Genomic DNA, 23,255 nt, shown 5'->3' on the forward strand with positions numbered 1-23,255 from the left:
TTATTTCTTACAATTGCTAGTGTAGTTTTTGGTTTTAAGGCATTTTAGGGAAAGGATTTTAAGTAAAACAGGAGCAATTTATATTGATTAAGTCTTAAACGAGAGGAGGACCATCATGCTACGTCTTATGAAGCTAGAACTAAAAAAAATTAAGCTCGGATGGTATGTGAAGAGAGCAGTTATTGCAAATATTGTTATACTGGCATTATTGATCTTTGTTAGTATCGTTTCTCAAATAGAAGGAGATCCAGAAATAAGGGATCCACAGGCGATTTTGTTAATGGCTAGTGCATTAGTAAGAGCAACATTTATTATTTTTGGTGGTGTATTAATAGCCAAATTAATAATTGATGAATATAAAAACAAAACAATATTACTGATGTTTTCTTATCCTATTAACCGAAAGAAAATGATGATTAGTAAGTTGGCTATTACAGCAATAGTAACATTCATAACAGTTATTTTATCTAATATTTTTGTAGTAGGAATTTTCTTTGGAATAGATAGTTATTTTTCGATTCTTCCTAATCCATTCACAGTAGATCAATTGATGCAAGAAGGTATAAACCTGGTTCCTTTAGCGATTGCAACTGCGGGAATAAGTTTAATTCCTCTATACTTCGGAATGCGTAAACATTCGGTGCCGACTACAATTGTTTCATCTATTATCGTTGTATTAGTCGCAATTAATAACCAGCCAATGTTTCCTATAGCGACTTTTCTTCCTCTTCAACTAGCATTTGCAGCAATTGGAGTTGCGATTGCATATTACGGAATTAAAAATATAGAGAGGGAAGATGTAACAGTGTGACAAGAATAAGAAAAAAGAGTTGGCGTTACACCAACTCTTTTTTTGTATATGTATGTTTCGTTACTACTCTTTAAATTTGTAGTGTTTACTTAAATACTCTTGAACTCCTGGAGAAATGTTAAAGTTATTAGGACCTTTATATTCGATAGTAAACTCTCCATCTTCACTTGTTTCAAAGGCGATTGCATAGCTATCCATTTTCGAATCGTAAGAAGTATTTTTGACTTTCGCGTCTAGATTAAAGTATTTTGTAATATAATTTTTTGATTCTGCAATTGCTGTTTGTTTTTTCCAAGGGGTACCATAATATGTGAAATAAAGAGATACACTGATAACTCCAATAATAGAAGTTAGTAAAACAGTTCCCATTGCTATTTTTTTTTTTTTGTATTCAATTTGGTTTACCCTCCTAATAATATGTATTTATCTCGCTATTTGTGGGCAGTCCGTAAACGTCAGATTGATTAAAGTTTTACTTTATTTTAACGTATCTTTTCCATAAAACAACCATTTATTAAAAATAGTTTCACATGAAACAAGTTACAGAAAAAGACAAGGTGAAACCATTTATCAAGACCTAAAATGAAAAAAGTTAGATAAATTAAAAGACATTACATATTTTATATGACTAATATGTAATGTCCTTTCTTATTTAACTAAAGCACCCGTTACTTTAAGTACATTTATTCACAATTCTCTTCTTTTAAACAAATTTCGATGAATTCAAAAATATTCTTTGCCTTAATAGCACGTCTTCCCCAATCATGGTAAAAGTATAAAACTTGTCCTGACACTCCAACTTCAGATGGATCTGTGTCAATGCAAAGATAATCTCCGCCACCATTTTCTGCAATTGGAATCCACTTAGAATTCCAAAGATCTGGTTTAAGCTCTTTTTCAATATCTGGCTCTAAATCATCATCAGGATCGAATTCTTCCTGTAAAAATCTCCAATTATTGATAATTTCAGAAGTAGGGGACAGAGTCAAATTCCTTACAAATGGATTCACCCCGGGTTCCCAAGTTTGTCCGTTATACACTCTGTAAAAGCTCTTCATTTCTTCAGGGAGTGTAACCCCCAGTGTATCCTCAATAAGTTGAAACTCTTCATCACTTGCACCTGGCTGAAGATTTAATGATTCTTTAAAGTTACCTTCAGAATTTGATCCTCTTTCGATAATACGTTGCCACAACCATTCAGCTTGATTTATCATGCTATTTATCCTCCTCTTACGTCTTAAACATAATACCTTCACTACAGTGATTGTTTAGTAAATTTTAATCTTATTCAAAATCAAATTCTCATTTCTTCTTACACAAATAAATTTTACCATAAAGATCTATTGTTCTAGTTCAACTATCCTATGTTGTTGTAGTAATAAATGATAAGCTTGTTCGCGAGTCGAATAGGAAAGGAGAACACCTTTCTCTTTATAATAGATATTGAACTATATTTTCAATATCTGTATAACTAATCTAATATGTATAAGAAAAGAGGATATATGCTCATATATTGAACATAATATCCTCTTCTTAGTTTAGTCTATTTAACGTGAACACCTTGTTTTTTTGTCGTTATATTTTAGGAGCTTCCATTCCAGCCACAGCCCATTCTTCTTTTGCAGGGCCGTATACGCCAGGAACGGTTAAGCCAGCTTGTCGCATTAAAACCGTCATTTGTCCGCGGTGATGATTTTGATGATTAATAAGTGTCATTAAAAATATAGAATTCGGCATAGGACGGCCAAAGAAGTCATTAATAGTAGCCAAGTCTTTATCGGTCCATTCACTTTGAAGTGCTTCAACAAAAGCTGCATTCACTTTACGATATTCATCTGCAATTGTTTTTGCTGAAGTTGGCACAGGATAATCTTTTGTTTCTCCTTCAAACTTTAGTCCTGTTCCAGATAGCATAACTGGAATTGCCGTAACGATATGCCAAGCAACTCGTCCTAAATTCCAATGTCCAGGCGCAATTTCTTGTGATAAAGATTTATCCGTTAATGCATTGAGCATTTTCTGAGTAGCCTCAGCTTCGTATTTCCATGATTGTAGAAAGCCTTCAATTGTTTGGTACATATTTATCCCTCCTAATTATGTTTATAGGTTAAGTTCGAGATACTTGATTTATTCCCTTTTAATTAACCTTTTTCCCACTCTTCCTCATCAGCCACAAGAAGTATGGTGCTCCAAGTACAGCAACAACAAGACCAGAAGGAATTTCTTTCGGATATGCAATTGTTCGCCCGATTAAATCAGCAATGGAAAGAAGGATTGCTCCAAACAGTGCTGAACAAACGAATAGTCTTTGGTGATTCATCCCAACAACGATTCTTGCTAAGTGTGGTGCGACAAGGCCTAAAAAGGCAATTGTGCCGACAGCAGCGATATTTACAGATGCAAGTAGTGTCGCTAACACAATTAGAGTTAGGCGCGTTTTATTTACTGGTTGTCCGAGTCCAGTTGCTAAATCATCTCCAAGTACAAGAACATCAAGTTGTTTCATTAAGAAAAAGATAATGAGTACGAGAATAAGCGATGGATATAGAATGATATTTTCTAAGTGATTCCATCCTCTTGCATACGTACTGCCAGATAACCACGTTAAAGCAGCGGCAACATTCAAATTTGCTCTAACGATAAAGATTTGAATAATTGCTGAGCCAAGCGCGGGAATGCCAATCCCTATTAAAGCGAGAGCTGTTGGACTAAATCCTGATTTCCAAGCGAAGAAGAGGACAATTCCAACTGCAAGTAGTCCGCCAATAAATGCACCAATTGGATTGAAGTTTGTATATGTATGAAGACTTTAGAAGAGTGATTTTGTTTAAGCAAAAAGGCGAAAGTACAAGCAAAAGGAGAGAATGTCGCATGTAATAATTATTAGAATGTATGGAATAGACGTGTGCTTATCACTATAGAATCTAGTTTTTTATTATTTGATACGTGTTTTCTAATTCGTTGCTTTTGCTTAAAAGATTGAATTTGAAGGAAGGGATTAGCATGTCTTCATGGCTCAATAATACAAATGGACATTGTGGGTGTAATAATCAAAATGGTGTACATGTTGATACATGCTGTTTTAGTTGCGATGGGACAGTCCCTAAGCTCGGTCCAACAGGTCCAACAGGTCCAACAGGTCCAACGGGAGCAACAGGATCAACAGGAACAACAGGAGCAACGGGAGCAACGGGATCAACAGGGGCAACAGGTCCAACAGGCGACACAGGAGCAACAGGCACAAGTATAACGGCAACATACGCGTTTGCAAATAATACGTCAGGTACAGCAGTATCGGTCCTACTTGGTGGCACAAATGTCCCGCTTCCAAACAATCAGAACATCGGACCAGGAATTACGGTGTCTGGGGGGAACACAGTATTTACAGCTGCAAATGCAGGGAATTATTATATTTCATATACAATTAATATAACAGCTTCGTTATTAGTAAGTTCACGAATTACAATTAATGGAGCGCCACTTGCTGGGACTATCAATGCTCCTGCATTAGCAACAACATCGTTTAGTGCAACAATTATTACGACTCTTGCAGCGGGAAGTGCAATCAGTCTGCAATTGTTTGGATTGTTAGCTGTTGCAACATTATCAACAACTACTCCAGGAGCGGTGTTAACGATTATAAGACTCAGTTAAATAAACCTCTCTTACTCTTTGAAGGGTAGGAGAGTGTTTATACATATAATAAGAAGTTAATGAAGTAAAGCATAGTTATATAAAAGTCAGAATATTATGATTGTAACGCAATGGTGACTATAATATAATGAAAACAATCATCATGAATGAACATTCATTTATTTTTACAAGTATTGGAAGGAGGAATGAGTGTGGAAAAACCTTGGTTACAGAGCTATCCAGAGGAAATTCCAGAAACAATTGCCTATGATATTCAACCACTTCATAGATATTTAGAAAAAATGGTTTCACGTTACCCAGAAAAGAAAGCGCTTCATTTCTTAGGGAAAGATGTAACGTTTGCAGATTTCCATGATAAGGTAAAGAGATTTGCAAACTATCTTCAAAGGCTTGGTATTAAAAAAGGTGATAGAGTCGCGATTATGTTACCGAATTGCCCACAATCTGTAATTGGTTACTATGGTACTTTGCTTGCCGGGGGGATTGTTGTACAAACGAATCCTCTTTATACAGAAAGAGAACTCGAGTATCAACTTCATGATTCGGGAGCAAAGGTCATTCTTTGCCTGGATTTAGTTTTTCCGAGAGTTACTAATGTTCAGAATGCTACAAGGCTTGAGCATGTTATTGTAACTCGTATTGCAGATTTTTTACCGTTCCCTAAAAATTTACTTTATCCATTTGTACAAAAAAAGCAAACAAACCTTGTTGTGAATGTGTCAGAAAGTGAAACAATCCACCTTTGGAAATCAGTAGAAAGGGAAAGTAATACTGATGTTGAAGTTCCATGTGATCCTGAAAATGATCTGGCTCTTTTGCAGTATACTGGTGGAACGACAGGTTTTCCAAAAGGGGTTATGTTAACGCATAAAAACCTTGTTTCAAATACTTTGATGGGTGCACATTGGTTATACAATTGCACAGAGGGAGAAGAAGTAATTCTTGGAGTCCTACCATTTTTCCACGTATACGGCATGACAGCGGTAATGAATTTGAGTATTATGCAAGGATATAAAATGGTGCTTATTCCGAAGTTTGATATGAAAATGGTTTTTGAGGCAATTAAGAAACATAAAGTTACATTATTTCCAGGAGCACCAACTATTTATATTGCCCTTTTAAATAGCCCTCTTTTAAAAGAATACGATATTTCTTCTATTCAGGCTTGTATAAGTGGCTCTGCACCGCTTCCAGTAGAAGTACAGGAAGAGTTTGAGAGAGTTACAGGTGGTAAATTAGTAGAAGGATATGGATTAACAGAGTCATCACCAGTTACACATGGGAACTTTTTATGGGAAAAACGTGTGCCAGGAAGTATTGGTGTGCCGTGGCCGGATACAGAAGCAATCATCATGTCACTTGAAACGGGAGAGGCATTACCCCCAGGTGAAATTGGTGAAATTGTTGTAAAGGGCCCGCAAATTATGAAGGGGTATTGGAATAAACCAGAAGAAACAGCAGCTGTATTGCAAGATGGCTGGCTTCATACCGGTGATGTTGGCTACATGGATGAGGATGGCTTTTTCTATGTGAAAGATCGTAAGAAAGATATGATTGTTGCTAGTGGATTTAATGTATATCCTCGTGAAGTGGAAGAGGTATTATATGAAAATGAAAAGGTGCAAGAAGTAGTAACAATTGGCGTCCCTGATCCGTACCGTGGGGAAACAGTAAAAGCATTTGTTGTTTTGAAGGAAGGCGCCGAATGCACGGAAGAAGAGTTAGATCAGTTTGCACGTAAATATTTAGCAGCATACAAAGTACCGAAAGTATATGAGTTTAGAAGTGAATTACCGAAGACGACAGTCGGAAAGATTTTACGCCGTGTCCTAATAGATGAAGAAAAGAAAAAGAGTGAGGATGAGCAAACGGGCTAAGGCCCTTTCTTTTTGAAAAAATAGGATTGACACTTTTCTAAATAGTCAGTATTATAAGAATATGAATGACTATTCATTCAGTCATCTTCTTGAAGGGGACAGTAAAGTGAAGAAAAATAGACCGAAATACAATCAAATTATTGATGCGGCAGTCATTGTGATTGCGGAGAATGGATACCACCAAGCACAAGTTTCGAAAATCGCAAAGCAAGCTGGGGTAGCTGATGGCACGATTTATTTATATTTTAAAAATAAAGAAGATATATTAATATCCTTATTCCAAGAGAAGATGGGGGAATTTGTCGAAACAATTCGTCAAAAAACAGCAGGAATTGAAAGCGCTGTAGCGAAATTGTTCATGTTGGTAGAAACGCACTTCTTGCTGTTATCACAAAATGATCCTCTTGCTATCGTTACGCAATTAGAGCTAAGACAGTCCAATCAAGACTTACGCCTTAAAATAAATGAAGTATTAAAAGGCTACTTACAAGTTATGGATGAGATTTTAGAGACAGGCATAAAGCAAGGTGAATTCCAAGCGGACTTAAATGTTCGTGTGGCAAGACAAATGATCTTTGGAACAGTAGATGAAGTTGTGACCAATTGGGTAATGAGCGATCATAAGTATGATCTGGTCGCACTTTCAAAAACGGTACATGGGCTACTTATTGCAGCTTGTGGTTATCGTCAATAATGGGAGGGATCATGTTGAAATTCCTATCTGTAAGAGTTGAAGACCATATCGCGGTGGCGACGTTAAACCACGCACCAGCGAATGCGATGTCTTCGCAAGTTATGCATGACGTTACTGAATTAATCGATCAAGTAGAAAAGGATGATAACATTCGTGTTGTTGTTCTCCATGGTGAAGGACGCTTTTTCTCAGCAGGAGCAGATATTAAAGAATTTACATCTGTTACTGAAGCGAAGCAAGCGACTGAGCTGGCGCAGCTTGGACAAGTTACGTTTGAGCGCGTAGAAAAATGTTCAAAACCAGTTATTGCAGCAATTCATGGAGCGGCACTGGGCGGTGGCCTGGAGTTTGCTATGTCTTGCCACATGCGCTTTGCAACTGAAAGTGCAAAACTTGGTTTGCCTGAATTGACGCTCGGATTAATTCCTGGCTTTGCAGGTACGCAGCGCTTACCACGTTATGTTGGGAAAGCAAAAGCTTGTGAAATGATGTTAACAAGTACACCAATTACTGGTGCAGAAGCATTGAAATGGGGACTTGTTAACGGATTGTTCTCTGAAGAATCACTTTTAGATGATACGCTTAAAGTCGCAAAACAAATTGCTGGAAAAAGTCCAGCAACAACTCGTGCTGTATTAGAGTTATTGCAAACGACAAAATCGTCTCATTATTACGAAGGTGTACAGCATGAAGCTCAAGTTTTTGGTGAAGTATTTACGAGTGAAGATGGAAGAGAAGGTGTAGCGGCGTTTTTAGAAAAACGTAAGCCTTCATTTAGTGGCAGGTAGTTCAATTATTTTTTTAATATAAATTAACAGAATTTTAAAATTGATAGAATCTTTCCGAAAAATAAGGGGGTAAATGGAATGAACATCTACGTACTCATGAAACGAACATTTGATACAGAAGAAAAAATCGTAATTAAAAACGGTGCAATTTACGATGGCGAAGCGGAATTCATCATCAACCCTTACGATGAATATGCGATTGAAGAAGCAATTCAAGTAAGAGATGCACAAGGTGGAGAGGTTACTGTCGTAACAGTTGGCGGGGAAGATAGTGAGAAAGAACTTCGTACTGCATTAGCGATGGGCTGTGATAAAGCGGTATTAATTAATATTGAAGATGATGTTGAAAACGGTGACCAGTTCACGACAGCAAAAGTACTTGCTGAATATTTAAAAGATAAAAATGCAGATTTAATTTTAGGCGGGAACGTTGCGATTGACGGAGCGTCTGGACAAGTTGGTCCACGCGTAGCTGAAGCGTTAAATATCCCATACGTAACGACAATTACAAAACTTGAAATTGACGGTACAAACGTGAAAATTGAGCGTGATGTTGAAGGTGACACAGAAGTTATTGAAACATCATTACCAGTTTTAGTAACAGCGCAACAAGGTTTAAATGAACCTCGTTATCCATCGCTTCCAGGTATTATGAAAGCGAAGAAAAAGCCGCTAGAAGAAGTAGAATTAGATGATTTAGATTTAGAAGAAGATGATGTGGAAGCAAAGACAAAAACAATTGAAATCTATTTGCCTCCTAAGAAAGATGCAGGAAAAGTGTTACAAGGCGAGCTGCAAGATCAAGTAAAAGAACTTGTATCGTTGCTCCATACAGAAGCGAAAGTAATCTAATAAAATACGAAATTATATACGCAGGAGGGAAAAAACTATGGCTCGTAAAGTATTAGTAATGGGTGAAGTTCGTGACGGATCGCTACGTAACGTTTCGTTTGAAGCGGTAGCAGCAGCAAAAACAATTGCAGAAGGCGGTGAAGTGGTAGGTCTTCTAGTTGGAGACAGTATTGCCTCTTTTGCAAGTGAATTGATTCATTACGGTGCAGATCGCGTTGTGACAGTTGAAAGTGATAAATTAAAATCATATACGTCTGATGGTTATGCACAAGCGTTTTTAGCTGTATATGCTGAAGAAAAACCAGAAGGTATTGTATTTGGACATACAGCACTTGGTAAAGATTTATCGCCAAAATTAGCTGCAAAGCTTGAGGCTGGTCTAGTTTCTGACGTAACTGCTTTAGAAGTTGAAGGTGGAAATGTTATCTTTACTCGTCCAATCTACTCTGGTAAAGCGTTTGAGAAGAAGATTGTAACTGACGGTATATTATTTGCGACAGTGCGTCCAAATAATATCGCAACTCTTGAAAAAGATGAGTCTCGCACAGGTGACGTGTCTTCTATTACAGTTGATGTGAAGGATTTACGTACAATCATTCAAGATGTTGTCCGCAAAACTGCAGAAGGTGTTGATCTTTCTGAAGCGAAAGTAATCATCGCTGGTGGACGCGGTGTGAAGAGTGAAGAAGGATTTAAACCATTAAAAGAGTTAGCTGACGTATTAGGCGGCGCTGTTGGTGCATCTCGTGGTGCTTGTGACGCTGAGTATTGCGATTACTCATTACAAATCGGCCAAACTGGTAAAGTTGTTACGCCAGACTTATACATTGCATGCGGTATTTCTGGTGCGATTCAGCATTTAGCTGGTATGTCTAACTCAAAAATTATCGTTGCGATTAATAAAGATCCAGAAGCGAGTATCTTCAAAGTAGCTGACTACGGTATTGTCGGTGACCTATTTGAAGTCGTACCTCTTTTAACAGAAGAATTTAAAAAGTTAAAAGTACATTCATGATTTGAGTACCCTTGAGTTCCAAGTGAAGTACCCCTATATATAGAAAAAGGTGAGAGATCCCCTGTCTCTCACCTTTTTAGTATTTTATCCGTATTTTTATATAGTATAAAGGAACATTTTTTTGTTACAATACATAACGATACATAATATTCGCCACGTATATAAGTTAATGATATACTCTTGGTAGAATATACTTGAAGGAGGAAATAAAAATGGCAATTGTAAATGCAAATGACCAAAGCTTCGCAGCTGAAACTAGCGAAGGTGTTGTATTATTAGATTTCTGGGCACCTTGGTGTGGGCCTTGTAAAATGATCGCTCCTGTATTAGAAGAAATCGATGCAGAATTAGGCGAGAAAGTAAAAGTAGTAAAAGTAGACGTTGATGAAAACCAAGAAACTGCTCGTCAATTCGAAGTAATGAGCATTCCAGCTCTTTTCGTATTAAAAGACGGTAAAGTAGTTGATCAAGCGTTAGGTTACAAACCGAAAGAAGCGTTAGTAGAATTAGTTTCTAAACACTTCTAAAATAAAAAAGCTACCATTTGGTAGCTTTTTTTATTTTCTTTTTTTACACCTTTCCGTTACAATAAAGGAACGTATGTTGGGTGTTTTGGCATAGTATGTTTTCATGTGAAAATAAAAAAGCTAAGCATGTAGAAATGGGGGTAGACGAGTGCACGGACATTTGAAAGAGAAATTGGCTATTTTACCAGACCAACCTGGTTGTTATTTAATGAAAGATAAGCAAGGAACGGTTATATATGTTGGAAAGGCAAAAGTGTTAAAAAACCGTGTGCGCTCGTACTTTACTGGTTCGCATGATGGGAAAACACTTCGGCTTGTAGGAGAAATTGTAGATTTTGAATATATTGTAACCTCCTCAAATTTGGAGGCTCTTATTTTAGAGTTAAATTTAATAAAAAAATACGACCCAAAATATAATATTCAATTAAAAGATGATAAAACATATCCTTTTATTAAAATTACGGCTGAAAAACAGCCGCGCTTACTTATTACGCGCAATGTCAAAAAGGATAAAGGAAAGTATTTTGGACCTTATCCGAATGCACAATCAGCTCATGAAACGAAAAAACTATTAGACCGCATGTATCCACTTCGTAAATGCACGAATATGCCAGATAAAGTTTGTCTGTATTATCATATGGGCCAATGTTTAGCACCTTGTGTGAAAGAAGTGACAGAAGAACAAAATAAAGAAATTGTAGATGAAATTATTAAGTTTTTAAATGGTGGGCATAAAGAAATTCGTTCAGAATTAGAGATAAAGATGTACGATGCTTCGGAGAAACTAGAATTTGAACGTGCGAAAGAATTGCGAGATCAAATTGCTCATATGGATGCAATTATGGAAAAACAAAAGATGATTATGAGTGACTTAGTGGATCGTGATGTATTTGGATATGCAGTTGATAAAGGGTGGATGTGCGTTCAAGTTTTCTTTGTTCGAAAAGGAAAGTTAATTGAACGTGATGTTTCGATGTTTCCAATCTATGATGAACCGGAAGAGGGATTTTTAACATTTATCGGTCAATTTTATGAAAACAGTAGTCACTTTAAGCCAAAGGAAATTGTCGTTCCAGGAAGTATAGACTCAGAATTAGTAGAGCGCTTTTTAGAAGTTGAAGCGACACAACCGAAACGTGGTAAGAAAAAAGATCTTGTAGAATTAGCAAATAAAAATGCAAAAATTGCTCTTGAAGAGAAGTTTTATTTAATTGAACGTGATGAAGAACGGACGATTAAAGCTGTAGATCATTTAGGGAAGCAGCTTGGGATTGAAACACCCTATCGTATTGAAGCGTTCGATAATTCAAATATTCAAGGAACAAACCCTGTTTCAGCAATGATTGCTTTTATCGATGGGAAACCGGCGAAGAAAGAGTATCGTAAATATAAAATTAAAACGGTTCAAGGACCAGACGATTATGAGTCTATGAGAGAAGTTGTGAGGCGTCGTTATACAAGGGCGCTTAAAGAAAATTCACCTTTACCGGATTTAATCATTATTGATGGAGGGAAAGGCCACCTAGCGGCTGCAAGTGATATTCTAGAGAATGAGCTTGGGTTATATATTCCAATGGCAGGGCTTGTGAAAGATGATAAACATAAAACATCACATTTAATTATTGGAGATCCACCTGAACCTGTAATGCTTGAGAGGAATAGCCAAGAATTTTATTTATTGCAGCGCATTCAAGATGAAGTACATCGATTTGCAATTACATTCCATCGACAATTACATGGGAAATCTGTCATTCAATCGGCACTGGATGATATTCCTGGAATTGGTGATAAACGAAAAAAGATATTGCTGAAACATTTTGGGTCGTTAAAAAAGATGAAAGAAGCCTCTGTAACGGAATTTGTCGAAGCAGGTATGCCGAAAAATGTCGCGGAGACGATCTATACTTATTTAGCAGATAAGAAGACGTTGTAGTTTACAATGTCTTCTATTTTTTGTTATAATTTCTGAAGATTTAAAATAAGTAGACCTGAATGAAAATACAAAAAAGTCAACTAAACTTATGTGTCTAGTTGACTGCAGGAAATGCTACACTTCAATGAGATCTTTTATATCCCATTTTACAAGAAATGTAATAGAGTCTGAACGTTTTTTCTTTTCTTCGTATGACTCTGCAACGACGTTTCGTTGTTTCTGAATTTGCTCAGCAATGAATCCAGCCTCTAGTTGATACGAAGAATGTCTGTTTTGTTTTTGACGTTCAGCAATGAGTGTGCCTTTAAGTTGGAACTGCATTTCACGACGTTTATGTTCAATAATACTTAAAGTGCCCCAACCAGCTTTTTCAAAGAACTGAATAACTTCTTCAATTGTTTCTAGTGGATATTTTCTCGCAAGGTTTCTACCAGACCAGTATAAAATACCATCTAAATCGTTACCAATTAAGTCAGGTAGTAATTCTTCACGTAGCAATTCATAAGCGAAGGCATTCAATGAAACATCTTCTAAAGATGTTATATCGATTGTATTTTTACTCACAATAATCCCCTCTTTCTATAGGGATTATTATATAACATTTCACATTTATAAAAACAGATTTTTCTTTAGGAAAATCTGAATATATAAGAAGAAAAAAAGAAATGGCAAATTATATGCAAATTATGTATACGTTTTCTTGACGCTTCGACAAAAATAGGAGTAAAATGAACTTGGTATCAAATTATGCTGAAATATTTCGAATAATTTTTTCAGTTTTTCTTATGCCAATAGTGAAAAAACATTATTGTTATAAACTAATCTGAAAACAGCAGTCAAACATTCGAGGGGGGTAATGGGGACATGAAAGGCCGCGAGTATACGTTTCGTAAGTGGCACTCATTAATGGGGGTCATCCCGGTTGGTGTCTTTTTGACGCAACATTTAGTAGTAAACAACTTTGCAACAAGAGGAGCAGAGGCTTTTAACAAAGCTGCAGGCTTTATGGAGCTCCTTCCATTCCGGTATGCGCTAGAAATTTTCATCATCTTTTTACCGATACTGTACCATGCTATATATGGCTTATATATTGCATTTACAGCTAAGAACAATGCGGTATCTTATGGTTATTTCCGTAACTGGATGTTCGTCTTCCAACGAATTTCAGGTATCGTTACATTGATCTTCATTTCTTGGCACGTCTGGCAAACTCGTATTCAAGCAATGTTAGGTAAAGAGGTAAACTATGATATGATGGCAGATATTTTAAGCAATCCAGCTATGTTTGCATTCTACTTAGTTGGTGTTGTTTCAACGATTTTCCACTTTGCAAATGGCCTATGGACATTCTGCATCAGCTGGGGAATTACAGTATCTCCACGTTCACAAAGAATCTCTACTTATGTAACATTAGCTATTTTCTTAGGTCTATCTTATGTAGGTGTGAGTGCATTATTAGCGTTCATCGATCCACAGCTAGCAAACCAGTAAGGAGTGGGAGAGCATGAAAGGGAAACTTATAGTAGTCGGCGGTGGCTTGGCCGGCTTAATGGCAACGATTAAAGCGGCAGAAGCAGGAGTAAATGTTGAACTGTTCTCTTTAGTACCAGTAAAACGTTCACATTCTGTATGTGCCCAAGGTGGAATTAACGGTGCCGTAAATACGAAAGGTGAAGGGGATTCTCCATGGATCCACTTTGACGATACAATTTATGGTGGGGACTTCTTAGCGAACCAACCACCGGTTAAAGCAATGTGTGAAGCAGCACCTGGTATCATTCATTTAATGGACCGTATGGGTGTTATGTTCAACCGTACGGAAGAAGGACTTCTTGATTTCCGTCGTTTTGGTGGAACACAACATCACCGTACAGCATTTGCTGGTGCAACAACTGGACAGCAATTACTATACGCATTAGATGAGCAAGTACGTCGTCATGAAGTAGCAGGACTTGTAACGAAATATGAAGGCTGGGATTTCTTACGAGCTGTTGTTGATGATGAAGGTGTGTGCCGAGGAATCGTTGCACAAGACTTACAAACTATGGAGATTAAAAGTTTCCAAGCTGATGCCGTGATTATGGCAACAGGGGGCCCTGGTATCATCTTTGGAAAATCAACTAACTCTATTATTAATACAGGTACAGCAGCATCTGCTGTATATCAACAAGGTGCATATTATGCGAACGGTGAGTTCATTCAAATTCACCCAACGGCAATTCCTGGAGACGATAAGTTACGTCTTATGAGTGAATCTGCACGTGGTGAAGGTGGACGTGTTTGGACATATAAAGATGGTAAGCCGTGGTACTTCTTAGAAGAAAAATATCCTGCTTACGGAAACCTTGTACCTCGTGATATTGCAACGCGTGAAATCTTTGACGTTTGCGTAGAGCAAAAACTAGGTATTAACGGTGAAAATATGGTGTACTTAGATCTTTCTCATAAAGATCCGAAAGAACTAGATATTAAACTTGGTGGAATCATTGAAATCTATGAGAAATTTACAGGTGATGATCCTCGTAAACTACCAATGAAAATCTTCCCAGCTGTTCATTATTCAATGGGCGGATTATGGGTTGACTATAAGCAGATGACAAGTATTCCAGGTTTATTTGCAGCAGGTGAGTGTGATTATTCTATGCACGGTGGTAACCGCTTAGGTGCGAACTCACTATTATCAGCAATTTACGGTGGTATGGTAGCGGGACCGAACGCAATTGAATATATGAAAGGTCTTTCTAAATCATCTGATGCTGTTTCATCTACTGTATATGAGCAAAATGAATTAATCGAAACAGAGAAATTTAACAATATTTTAACGCTTGATGGTAACGAAAATGCATATGTTCTTCATAAAGAGCTTGGAGAATGGATGACAGATAACGTTACAGTAGTTCGTGAAAATAAAAAGTTATTAGAAACAGATGCGAAAATTGAAGAGTTAATGGCTCGTTACAAACGTATTAACATTAATGATACAGCAAGATGGAGTAACCAAGGTGCTTCGTTTACACGCCAACTTGCAAATATGTTTGAGTTAGCACGTGTTATTACAATTGGAGCATATAACCGTAATGAAAGCCGCGGAGCGCATTACAAACCAGAATTCCCAAATCGTGATGATGCAAACTTCTTAAAAACTACGATGGCGAAATTTGAGGGAGAAGGAAAGGCACCAGCATTCCATTACGAAGAAGTGGATGTTTCATTAATTAAACCACGTAAACGTGACTACTCCTCAAAACACGATGTAGCAGCTAAGGGTGAAGAGAAGGGGGATAAACAACATGTCTGAGAAAACAATCCGCCTCATCATTACAAGACAAGATGGACCAGATGCGCAAGCGTTTGACCAAGAGTTTGAAATTCCATATCGTCCAAATATGAATATTATTTCGGCGCTTATGGAAATTCGACGTAATCCTGTTGATTCAAAAGGGAACGAAACAACTCCGATTGCATGGGATATGAACTGTTTAGAGGAAGTATGTGGCGCATGTTCGATGGTAATTAACGGAAAACCACGTCAATCATGTACAGCTCTTATTGATCAATTAGAACAACCAATTCGCTTAAAGCCGATGAAGACATTCCCGGTTGTACGTGACTTGCAAGTTGACCGTAGTCGTATGTTTAACGCGTTAAAACGCGTTAAAGCTTGGATTCCAATCGACGGTACGTATGACTTAGGACCAGGACCGAGAATGCCAGAGAAAAAGCGTCAATGGGCTTATGAGCTTTCAAAATGTATGACATGTGGCGTTTGCTTAGAATCATGTCCGAACGTAAACAGTAAATCTGACTTTATTGGACCAGCACCGTTATCACAAGCTCGTTTATTCAACTCACATCCAACTGGTGAAATGCATAAAGCAGATCGCTTACGTGCAATTATGGGAGATGGAGGACTTGCAAACTGTGGTAACTCTCAAAACTGTGTACAATCATGTCCGAAGGGTATTCCATTAACAACTTCAATTGCGGCATTAAACCGTGATACAACAATTCAATCGTTCAAAGATTTCTTTGGTAGCGATAATAACTATTAATAAATATTGCCTCTTCAAGATGAAGAGGCAATATTTATAACTTTATTTTTCAGTTTATTCTGTTTATTAACAGAGGAAGGGGAGAGAATAATGAAGAGAATTTCTTACATTGAAGACTTCGAGAAATGGGAAAGTGGTTTTTCATTTTACAATCCTGTCAAAGTTCGTTTTGGTGAAGTAGATATGTTTGGGCATGTAAATAATGTCGTTGCTTTTACCTATTTTGAAGAGGCACGTATAGCATTGTTTAAAGAACTTGGATTTATGCAGGAATGGACGCATGAATCATCAGAAACGATGATCGTTGTTGCGGATTTACAATGTAATTTTATTAAGCAAATATATTTTGATGAACAGTTGAAGGTATATGTAAAGGCAGGGGCAGTTGGGAATTCTTCTTTAGATTTACACTATATGGTCAAAAATACAGCAGGGGAAGTTTGTTTAGTTGGACGTGGTATGATGGTTCAAGCATCGAAAAACACCGGAAGAGGCGAACCGTGGCTTGAGGAGTGGAAGAAAAAATTACTACAATGATAGAATGAAAGAAAAATAAGAGAGCAAATCGCTCTCTTATTTTTTGTCTTCCATCGCTTCTTCTAATGTTAAATGATGTTTATATATGTATGTAGCGTATGGATTACCAACGTATCGTAAGTGCCACGGTTCATATGCGTATTCTGTTGTTTCTGTTTTATCCTCTAAGTAACGAATGACAAAGCCGAATTCATGGGCATGCTCTGCAACCCATTTGCCTTCTGCTGTTTCTCCAAAGATAGGCTCTAATTGGAATTTAGCGGATTTTGAACTAATATCCATTGCTAAACCAGTTTGATGTTCACTTGTGCCAGGAATTGCACTTACTGAATCAGCTTCAGCTTTCCCTTGGCGCTTAATATATGTGTTATGTAACGATTGTTGACGTTTGTAAGAACGATAACCTGAAACTGCTGTAAGTTCTAACCCTTCTTCTTTCGCTGCTTGGAACATGTTTTCAAGCGCATCTGCAGCATCTTTACGTAATAGAGTTTTTTCTTTGTCTTTTGGACTAGTAAATGGTACGTTCGGTTTCGTTAAATCCTCTGGAATGTACCCATCTGGTAATTTACGATGTTTATTGACTAATACAAGAGCAGAATCTGGATTTGTTACAACGGAAAAATTATCATCTAGTTTCTTTGCATTATGATCAGCTTTTGGAAAAGCAGGAATCGCTTCTTTTGGGTGGTTACTATGTTTTTGACTTTCGACAGCTTTCGCCTCATTTTGTAGTGGTGATTTAGAACCAAAGTAAGCGAAAGATGTGATACCGATTACAATAGTAGCGGCAGAAATAATTATTATTTTTTTCATGATGCCTTGTAATCACAGTCCTTTCTTAATAAAATATGTATCGGTTTTATTATAAGTCTAGTTTATTGAAAAAGAAATATAAGAGTCGTAACGTAATAGAAATGCAAAGAAAATGTCAAAAAATGTGTGGAAATGTAGTGTTTTTTCATATAATTCATTTCTTATCTTTCATGAAATTCATTTTTTATGTAATATATATATAAGAAGATGTAGCGATTATAGAGAATAAAGAACTTCTTGTATAGACTAGGAGTGAAAGGGAATGGATTTTGCAACAATTATTGGAATAATTTTAGGAGTAGCGGCGGTAGTAGTAGGGATGATTGTCAAGGGCGCTGACGTAATGGCCTTAGTTAATCCTGCCGCAGCATTAATTATTTTTGTTGGTACATTTGCTGCAGTATGCATAGCATTTCCGATGAATCAACTAAAAAGGATTCCAAAATTATTTAAAGTTCTTTTTGGTTCAAATAAAAATGATTTAAGTTATGAACAGTTGCTAGAATTGTTTGTTCATTGGACATCTGAAAGTAGAAAATACGGTATTCTGTCTTTAGAGCAACAATTAGATAAAATTCAAGATGAATTTCTTTTGCGTGGTATGAAATTTGTGATTGATGGTGTATCCGCGGAAGATTTAGAGCAGATTTTAGAAGCTGAATTAGAAGCAATTGAAGAGCGGCATGCAAAAGGAGCTACTATTTTTTCACAAGCGGGTACGTATGCACCTACACTAGGGGTTTTAGGTGCTGTTATTGGTCTAGTAGCTGCGCTAGGTAATTTAACTGATGTAGAAAAGTTAGGGCATGCTATTTCGGGTGCATTTATTGCAACGATTTTTGGTATTTTTTCAGGTTATATACTATGGCATCCATTTGCAAATAAGTTAAAGCAAAAATCTGCAGCTGAAATAGAGAAAAAACGTTTAATTATTGATTGCTTATTAATGTTACAAGAAGGTACATATCCATTTATAATGAAGAACCGCATTTTAGGTGCACTTTCCGCAACTGAGCGTAAAAAGCTCGAAAAAGGAGCAGAAAAAAATGCGGAGTAAAAAAAATAGAAGAAACAAAAAGAAAAAGCATGATGAGCATATTGATGAAAGTTGGCTAATTCCATATTCTGATATGTTAACGTTGTTATTTGCATTGTTCATCGTTTTATTTGCAATGAGTAGTATAGATGCAGCGAAGTTTAAACAGATGGCAGTAGCTTTTCGAAGTGAACTAGCAGGTGGAACGGGAAATAAAGAGTTTTTAAGTAATCAAAAGCCGAATGAAGAAAAAGAGTTGTCGGCAAGTAGTTTAGAGTCTGAGAAGATGAAAAAGAATGCTGAGGCTGAAGTGAAGCAGCAAGAAATGAACGAATTAAAAGCGGTACAAAAAAGTATCGATAAGTATATTGAGGAAAAGCAATTATCTTCTTCTTTTAAAACTGATTTAACAGAAAAAGGATTGAAGGTAACAATATTAGAAAATGTACTATTTGATTCAGGGAAAGCAGATGTGAAATTGGAATCGTTAAGTATGGCGAAGGAAATGTCTAACCTACTAGTTTCCACATCACCTCGTGAAATTACAGTATCTGGCCATACAGACAATGTACCTATTGCAAATGCGCAATTTGCATCGAATTGGGAATTGAGTACGCAGCGGGCAGTTAATTTCATGCAGGTATTACTGCAAAATAAAGAATTACAACCAGAAAAATTCAGTGCTGTTGGTTACGGAGAATACCGTCCCATTGCTCCAAATGATACACAAGAAGGAAAGGCGAAAAATAGACGTGTAGAAGTGTTTATTTTACCTTTAACGAGAAATATGAAATAAAGAGGATGGCGAGTGCCATCCTCTTTATTTTGTATCAAATGATTTTAAGTTGTCGCGACGGATTTTATCTTTTTCTGCATCTGATTTTTTGAAATCATAATCATATAAAGCACCTTCCCAATCACCATACATTGGATTAGGGAAAATAATGAATTTCTCACCAAATTGTGCTTTTGAATCTGCTACGGTTTGATTGCGGTCTTTTACAGTTTTTCCATCAAAACCAGTGAAATCAGATAAGTTATCACCGAAGAATAAGACAATGTCATGTGTTTGAGAAACGAGTTCACGGCGTTTTTCTTTTCCCTTTTCTTTTGGATCTTGTAGTAATATATGTTCTTTCGTTGCTTGAGGAGCACCTACACGCTCAAGGTTTTTAATTGTTGCATCTAGTTGATTCGTTTTGCGATTTGAAATGTAGTAAATATCTACACCTTTAGACTCTGTATATTTTAAGAAATCAATTGCACCTGGAAGGGCTTCCGCTTCAGCCTTATTAATCCAGTCATCCCATTTGTAAGGATAGCCTTTTCCTGTTTTTACACTCATTGCTTGATGAGGGCTGTTATCTAAAACAGTTTCATCTAAATCAAGTACGATAGCAGGTTTTTTCTCTGTCCCTTTTGCAAGAGCTACATCAAGCTTCAATTGACCAATATTGTATCCTTGATAGTAAAGTGCTTTCGTTTCGCCAGCTGTTTGATACCATAAGTCAGCCATTAATTGCTGTTCTGTTAACTTTGCTTTCTCTTCTTTCGCCATTGATTTTTCTGTTGTTCCTGAACATGCTACAAGCGATGTAGACAGAACGGCTACAGATAATAAAGTGGTAATGCCCCTCTTCATCTTCATATGTATCCTCCTTGATGTTAGAAAATCATCTTATATTATATATTAAAATATAAAAATTTTTTTATGAACATTTGCATATTGCCTTTTGTATATATGGTAGTTTGTCCTATATTAGAAAGATGAGTAAGATAATGATAGTTATTTTGACAATTATAATTGTCAAATGGTAATTTGTTATTTGCAATTTTACCTAAATAGAACAAAGATGCTGTTACATATAAGAGGATGAAGTGTAGTGCGATATTTTGTCCTGAATAAACATAGTCTTTGAAAGAGAGCGTAAACGATACTAAAGGGGAGGCTTTATACTTTGAGCTTACAAATTCAAAATTTAACGAAAAAATTTGGGGAATCAAAAGCAGTTAACGGCTTGCAAATTTCGGTACCAAAAGGTGAAGTGCTAGGATTACTTGGACGAAATGGTGCAGGGAAAACAACAACAATCAAAATGCTTCTCGGGTTATTAACGCCTAATGAAGGTTCGATTACGTGGGATGGAAAAGTATTCGGGAATAGTGGCGTAACGATTGGGTATTTACCAGAAGAAAGAGGCTTATATACAAAAAGCAGAGTAATAGATCAGTTGCGATATTTTGGTAGATTAGAAGGAATGTCGAAGAAAGGAGTAGATCTTGCTATTGATCACTGGTTAGAGCGATTAGCAATCCCGGAATATAAATTTAAAACGGCCGGAGAGCTTTCAAAAGGGAATCAGCAAAAAATCCAATTAATTGCTGCTCTTCTTCATAATCCGGAGCTTCTTATTTTAGATGAGCCATTTAGTGGACTAGATCCAGTTAATGCTGGGATGTTAGCTAGTATTATTGGAGAACAAGTAAAGAGCGGAAAGACAATTATTTTATCCAGTCATCGTATGGAGCAAGTAGAGGCTTTTTGCCAACATGTATGTATTTTGAAAAAAGGCGAAGCAGTTGTAAAAGGCCAGTTAAGTGATATTAAGAAAGAATATGGTTTCCGTAATTTAACGATTGAAGATACAGAAGAGAATGAAAAGGGATTAGAAGCTATACATGTCCCGTATGAAAAACAACAAGGCCTTCTTTATATAAAAGTACAAGATGATGCAGAAGCTCTAAACATTTTGCAACAGTTGCAAGAACAAGGTGTTAGCTTACGCCAATTTAAAATGTTAGAGCCGACGTTAAACGAAATCTTTGTAGAGAGGGCGAAGTAACGATGCGTAAATTTTCTCACGTATTTTCATTTTATTTTAGAGAAGCGTTTTTATCTAAAAAATCATTAATTACGAGTGCGATTTTATTTTTAGTTGTGTTTGGGATTTTTGCCTTTAATCATTTCACTTCTGGAAATGATAAAAATAAAGACAAAGATAAAATTGCGGTTGTAACAGAAAGTTCCACATATAAAGTAAAAAAAGAAGAGTTAACGAAGTTATTACCAACAGCAAAAATAACTGTCGGTTCAAAAGCGGATTTTGATAAAATGCATAAACAAGTAGAAGATGGCGAGCTGGATGGTTTGTTTCATATAACGGAAAAGAACGGAGCTCCAGAGGTTACGTATATGTATAATGGATTTCCAAGCCAAGGAACTTCTGCAATTATGGCAAGTTATTTAAAACAACAATATACAATGGTGACAATTGCAAAGCATAATGTTTCACCGGAAATTGCACAGCAATTGCAAACTGAAATTTCAGTGAAACAAGAAGCGATAAAAGATCGTTCTTCTTCTTTCGGAATTTCCTATTTCTTTACATTTGCTTTATATATGTTTATTGTCGCGTTTGGAAATACAATTGCAATGAATATTGCTTCAGAAAAGGCGTCACGCGTAATGGAAGTAATGCTTCCGAAAGTAAAACCGCTTACGATGATGTATGCGAAAATATTAGCAGTTGTTTCAACAGCGTTATTACAACTTGTCGTATTAGCATGTGGTTACTTGATTCCTTGGTTACTAGGTTGGGTTGATTTAGAGAATGCTTCCTTATTCGGAGTGCCAATCGACTTTACGAAATTAGATGCAAAGGTTATAAGCATGTTCCTCGTTTATTTCATTACAGGATATTTACTTTATGCGATGATGTACGCTGCTGCTGGAGCTGTTGTTTCTAAGACGGAAGATTTACAAGCTGTATCTTTCCCAGTAATGATTTTAATTATGGCTGCATTCTTCATTAGTATTAAATCATTAAGTGATCCGAATAGTACTATCGTTGTTGTAAGTTCTTACGTTCCGTTCTTTACACCGATGGTTACCTTCTCGCGTATTGTAGCTGGTGAAGCAGGCACGTTAGAAATTACGATAACATTAGTAGTCTTATTGGCAACAATTGGTGTATTAAACGCTGTTACAAGCCGCATTTACGTAAATGGTGTAATGAACTACTCAGATAAAGTGAAATTTAAAGATTTAGCAAAATTTATAAAGCGTCAATAAAGAGAGAAAAGCATGATTTTCTATTGTAATCATGCTTTTTCTTTATGTATAAATTAAAAATAGTATATAATAATAAGAGTCGTCTTTTAATAGAATGAATACGAAGGAGGGTGTGCAGATGGGAATTAGTAGTCGGTTTACAGTAGGTGTTCATATGCTAACCTTACTTGCGATAGATCGAAACTCTCGCTGTACCTCTGAATGGATTGCTGGTAGTGTGAATACAAATCCAGTTGTGATTCGTCGCATTACAGGAATGTTGAAGAGAGCAGGACTTGTTGATGTACAAGCTGGTAAAGGTGGTACGACACTTGCTCGTGATTTAGAAGAAATTACATTACTTGATGTATATAAAGCAGTGGAAGTTGTAGAAGAAGGACAGCTATTTTCCTTCCATGAAAATCCCAACATCGAATGTCCAGTAGGAGCTAATATTCAATCAGTATTAGAAATTATTTTAATGCAAGCGCAAGAAGCGATGGAAAACGTACTTGCAAACGTAACGGTAGATCAATTAGTTACAAATTTAAAGTCTAAAATTAAAGAATAAAAAAAGCGAGCCTCCTCATAATGAGGGCTCGCCTTTGTTTT

The 23,255-nt window shown here is 36.6% G+C and carries 24 protein-coding genes and 1 pseudogene; 18 read left to right on the forward strand and 7 right to left on the reverse strand.

Features of this window, described 5'->3' with window-relative positions; genetic code table 11:
- Nucleotides 1–115 precede the first annotated feature (115 nt).
- A complete protein-coding gene (locus tag COE49_RS03375) occupies nt 116–811 on the forward strand; it encodes an ABC transporter permease (protein ID WP_088230774.1) in 696 nt (231 codons plus the stop codon).
- Between the two features lie 63 nt (nt 812–874).
- Here the strand turns inward: COE49_RS03375 and COE49_RS03380 are convergent, their stop codons facing one another.
- The 4 genes and pseudogenes from COE49_RS03380 to COE49_RS03395 all read right to left on the reverse strand — a co-directional run.
- Entirely contained in the window at nt 875–1,207 is a 333-nt protein-coding gene (locus COE49_RS03380) for a YfjL-like protein (protein ID WP_098253414.1), read from the reverse strand.
- A 287-nt stretch (nt 1,208–1,494) separates the two neighbouring features.
- On the reverse strand, nt 1,495–2,025 hold the full coding sequence (locus tag COE49_RS03385; RefSeq protein WP_088230772.1) for an SMI1/KNR4 family protein: 531 nt from the start codon (nt 2,023–2,025) through the stop codon (nt 1,495–1,497).
- A 361-nt stretch (nt 2,026–2,386) separates the two neighbouring features.
- Nucleotides 2,387–2,890, reverse strand: coding sequence for a DinB family protein (locus tag COE49_RS03390; RefSeq protein ID WP_098945704.1), 504 nt, complete (start codon nt 2,888–2,890; stop codon nt 2,387–2,389).
- A gap of 58 nt (nt 2,891–2,948) precedes the next feature.
- Nucleotides 2,949–3,599, reverse strand: a pseudogene (locus COE49_RS03395) (iron chelate uptake ABC transporter family permease subunit); the annotation flags it as partial.
- Nucleotides 3,600–3,814: 215 nt separating this feature from the next.
- Between COE49_RS03395 and COE49_RS03400 the strand changes: the two are divergent.
- From COE49_RS03400 to uvrC, 8 genes are all read left to right on the forward strand, one after another.
- On the forward strand, nt 3,815–4,465 hold the full coding sequence (locus tag COE49_RS03400) for a BclA C-terminal domain-containing protein (protein ID WP_098945705.1): 651 nt from the start codon (nt 3,815–3,817) through the stop codon (nt 4,463–4,465).
- A 191-nt stretch (nt 4,466–4,656) separates the two neighbouring features.
- On the forward strand, nt 4,657–6,342 hold the full coding sequence (locus tag COE49_RS03405) for a long-chain-fatty-acid--CoA ligase (protein WP_140417359.1): 1,686 nt from the start codon (nt 4,657–4,659) through the stop codon (nt 6,340–6,342).
- A 106-nt stretch (nt 6,343–6,448) separates the two neighbouring features.
- Nucleotides 6,449–7,036 (forward strand): fatty acid metabolism transcriptional regulator FadR, encoded by a 588-nt coding sequence (locus COE49_RS03410; protein ID WP_000742218.1) that lies wholly within the window; start codon nt 6,449–6,451, stop codon nt 7,034–7,036.
- Nucleotides 7,037–7,047: 11 nt separating this feature from the next.
- Nucleotides 7,048–7,824 (forward strand): enoyl-CoA hydratase, encoded by a 777-nt coding sequence (locus COE49_RS03415; protein ID WP_088230770.1) that lies wholly within the window; start codon nt 7,048–7,050, stop codon nt 7,822–7,824.
- Between the two features lie 78 nt (nt 7,825–7,902).
- Entirely contained in the window at nt 7,903–8,676 is a 774-nt protein-coding gene (gene etfB, locus COE49_RS03420; RefSeq protein ID WP_064474654.1) for an electron transfer flavoprotein subunit beta, read from the forward strand.
- Nucleotides 8,677–8,713: 37 nt separating this feature from the next.
- The gene (etfA, locus tag COE49_RS03425) at nt 8,714–9,691 is read left to right on the forward strand and encodes an electron transfer flavoprotein subunit alpha (protein WP_088230769.1); all 978 of its coding nucleotides are present in this window, start codon (nt 8,714–8,716) and stop codon (nt 9,689–9,691) included.
- A 212-nt stretch (nt 9,692–9,903) separates the two neighbouring features.
- Entirely contained in the window at nt 9,904–10,218 is a 315-nt protein-coding gene (gene trxA / locus COE49_RS03430) for a thioredoxin (RefSeq protein ID WP_001018943.1), read from the forward strand.
- 148 nt (nt 10,219–10,366) lie between these two features.
- Nucleotides 10,367–12,151 (forward strand): excinuclease ABC subunit C, encoded by a 1,785-nt coding sequence (gene uvrC, locus COE49_RS03435; protein WP_088230768.1) that lies wholly within the window; start codon nt 10,367–10,369, stop codon nt 12,149–12,151.
- A gap of 114 nt (nt 12,152–12,265) precedes the next feature.
- On the opposite strand, the gene COE49_RS03440 is transcribed toward uvrC, so the two are convergent.
- The gene (locus COE49_RS03440) at nt 12,266–12,715 is read right to left on the reverse strand and encodes a YslB family protein (RefSeq protein WP_000042215.1); all 450 of its coding nucleotides are present in this window, start codon (nt 12,713–12,715) and stop codon (nt 12,266–12,268) included.
- A 300-nt stretch (nt 12,716–13,015) separates the two neighbouring features.
- Between COE49_RS03440 and sdhC the strand changes: the two genes are divergently transcribed.
- From sdhC to COE49_RS03460, 4 genes are all read left to right on the forward strand, one after another.
- The gene (sdhC, locus tag COE49_RS03445; RefSeq protein WP_088230767.1) at nt 13,016–13,642 is read left to right on the forward strand and encodes a succinate dehydrogenase cytochrome B558; all 627 of its coding nucleotides are present in this window, start codon (nt 13,016–13,018) and stop codon (nt 13,640–13,642) included.
- Between the two features lie 13 nt (nt 13,643–13,655).
- Nucleotides 13,656–15,449 carry a succinate dehydrogenase flavoprotein subunit gene (gene sdhA / locus COE49_RS03450; protein WP_061677094.1) on the forward strand — a complete coding sequence of 598 codons (1,794 nt, stop codon included), beginning with the start codon at nt 13,656–13,658 and terminating at the stop codon, nt 15,447–15,449.
- A complete protein-coding gene (gene sdhB / locus COE49_RS03455) occupies nt 15,442–16,203 on the forward strand; it encodes a succinate dehydrogenase iron-sulfur subunit (protein ID WP_088230766.1) in 762 nt (253 codons plus the stop codon). Before sdhA ends, sdhB begins: the two co-directional genes overlap by 8 nt.
- 90 nt (nt 16,204–16,293) lie before the next feature.
- Nucleotides 16,294–16,740 (forward strand): acyl-CoA thioesterase, encoded by a 447-nt coding sequence (locus COE49_RS03460; protein ID WP_088230765.1) that lies wholly within the window; start codon nt 16,294–16,296, stop codon nt 16,738–16,740.
- A gap of 36 nt (nt 16,741–16,776) precedes the next feature.
- Here the strand turns inward: COE49_RS03460 and COE49_RS03465 are convergent, their stop codons facing one another.
- Complete coding sequence (locus tag COE49_RS03465) at nt 16,777–17,556, reverse strand: M15 family metallopeptidase (RefSeq protein ID WP_088230764.1); 780 nt, start codon at nt 17,554–17,556, stop codon at nt 16,777–16,779.
- Nucleotides 17,557–17,818: 262 nt separating this feature from the next.
- Between COE49_RS03465 and motA the strand changes: the two genes are divergently transcribed.
- The gene (gene motA, locus COE49_RS03470; protein WP_088230763.1) at nt 17,819–18,613 is read left to right on the forward strand and encodes a flagellar motor stator protein MotA; all 795 of its coding nucleotides are present in this window, start codon (nt 17,819–17,821) and stop codon (nt 18,611–18,613) included.
- A complete protein-coding gene (gene motB, locus COE49_RS03475) occupies nt 18,603–19,388 on the forward strand; it encodes a flagellar motor protein MotB (RefSeq protein ID WP_088230762.1) in 786 nt (261 codons plus the stop codon). The genes motA and motB overlap by 11 nt, the downstream gene beginning before the upstream one ends.
- Before the next feature lie 24 nt (nt 19,389–19,412).
- Here the strand turns inward: motB and COE49_RS03480 are convergent, their stop codons facing one another.
- A complete protein-coding gene (locus COE49_RS03480) occupies nt 19,413–20,240 on the reverse strand; it encodes a 5'-nucleotidase, lipoprotein e(P4) family (RefSeq protein ID WP_088230761.1) in 828 nt (275 codons plus the stop codon).
- A 310-nt stretch (nt 20,241–20,550) separates the two neighbouring features.
- Here COE49_RS03480 and COE49_RS03485 point away from each other — a divergent pair, with 310 nt between their 5' ends.
- From COE49_RS03485 to COE49_RS03495, 3 genes are all read left to right on the forward strand, one after another.
- Nucleotides 20,551–21,435, forward strand: coding sequence for an ABC transporter ATP-binding protein (locus COE49_RS03485; protein WP_088230760.1), 885 nt, complete (start codon nt 20,551–20,553; stop codon nt 21,433–21,435).
- Between the two features lie 2 nt (nt 21,436–21,437).
- Nucleotides 21,438–22,664 (forward strand): ABC transporter permease, encoded by a 1,227-nt coding sequence (locus tag COE49_RS03490; protein ID WP_088230759.1) that lies wholly within the window; start codon nt 21,438–21,440, stop codon nt 22,662–22,664.
- A 118-nt stretch (nt 22,665–22,782) separates the two neighbouring features.
- Complete coding sequence (locus tag COE49_RS03495) at nt 22,783–23,214, forward strand: Rrf2 family transcriptional regulator (protein WP_033691283.1); 432 nt, start codon at nt 22,783–22,785, stop codon at nt 23,212–23,214.
- The last annotated feature ends 41 nt before the right edge of the window (nt 23,215–23,255 follow it).

Source organism: Bacillus sp. AFS029637, from assembly GCF_002584985.1.
In the GTDB taxonomy this organism is placed as follows: domain Bacteria; phylum Bacillota; class Bacilli; order Bacillales; family Bacillaceae_G; genus Bacillus_A.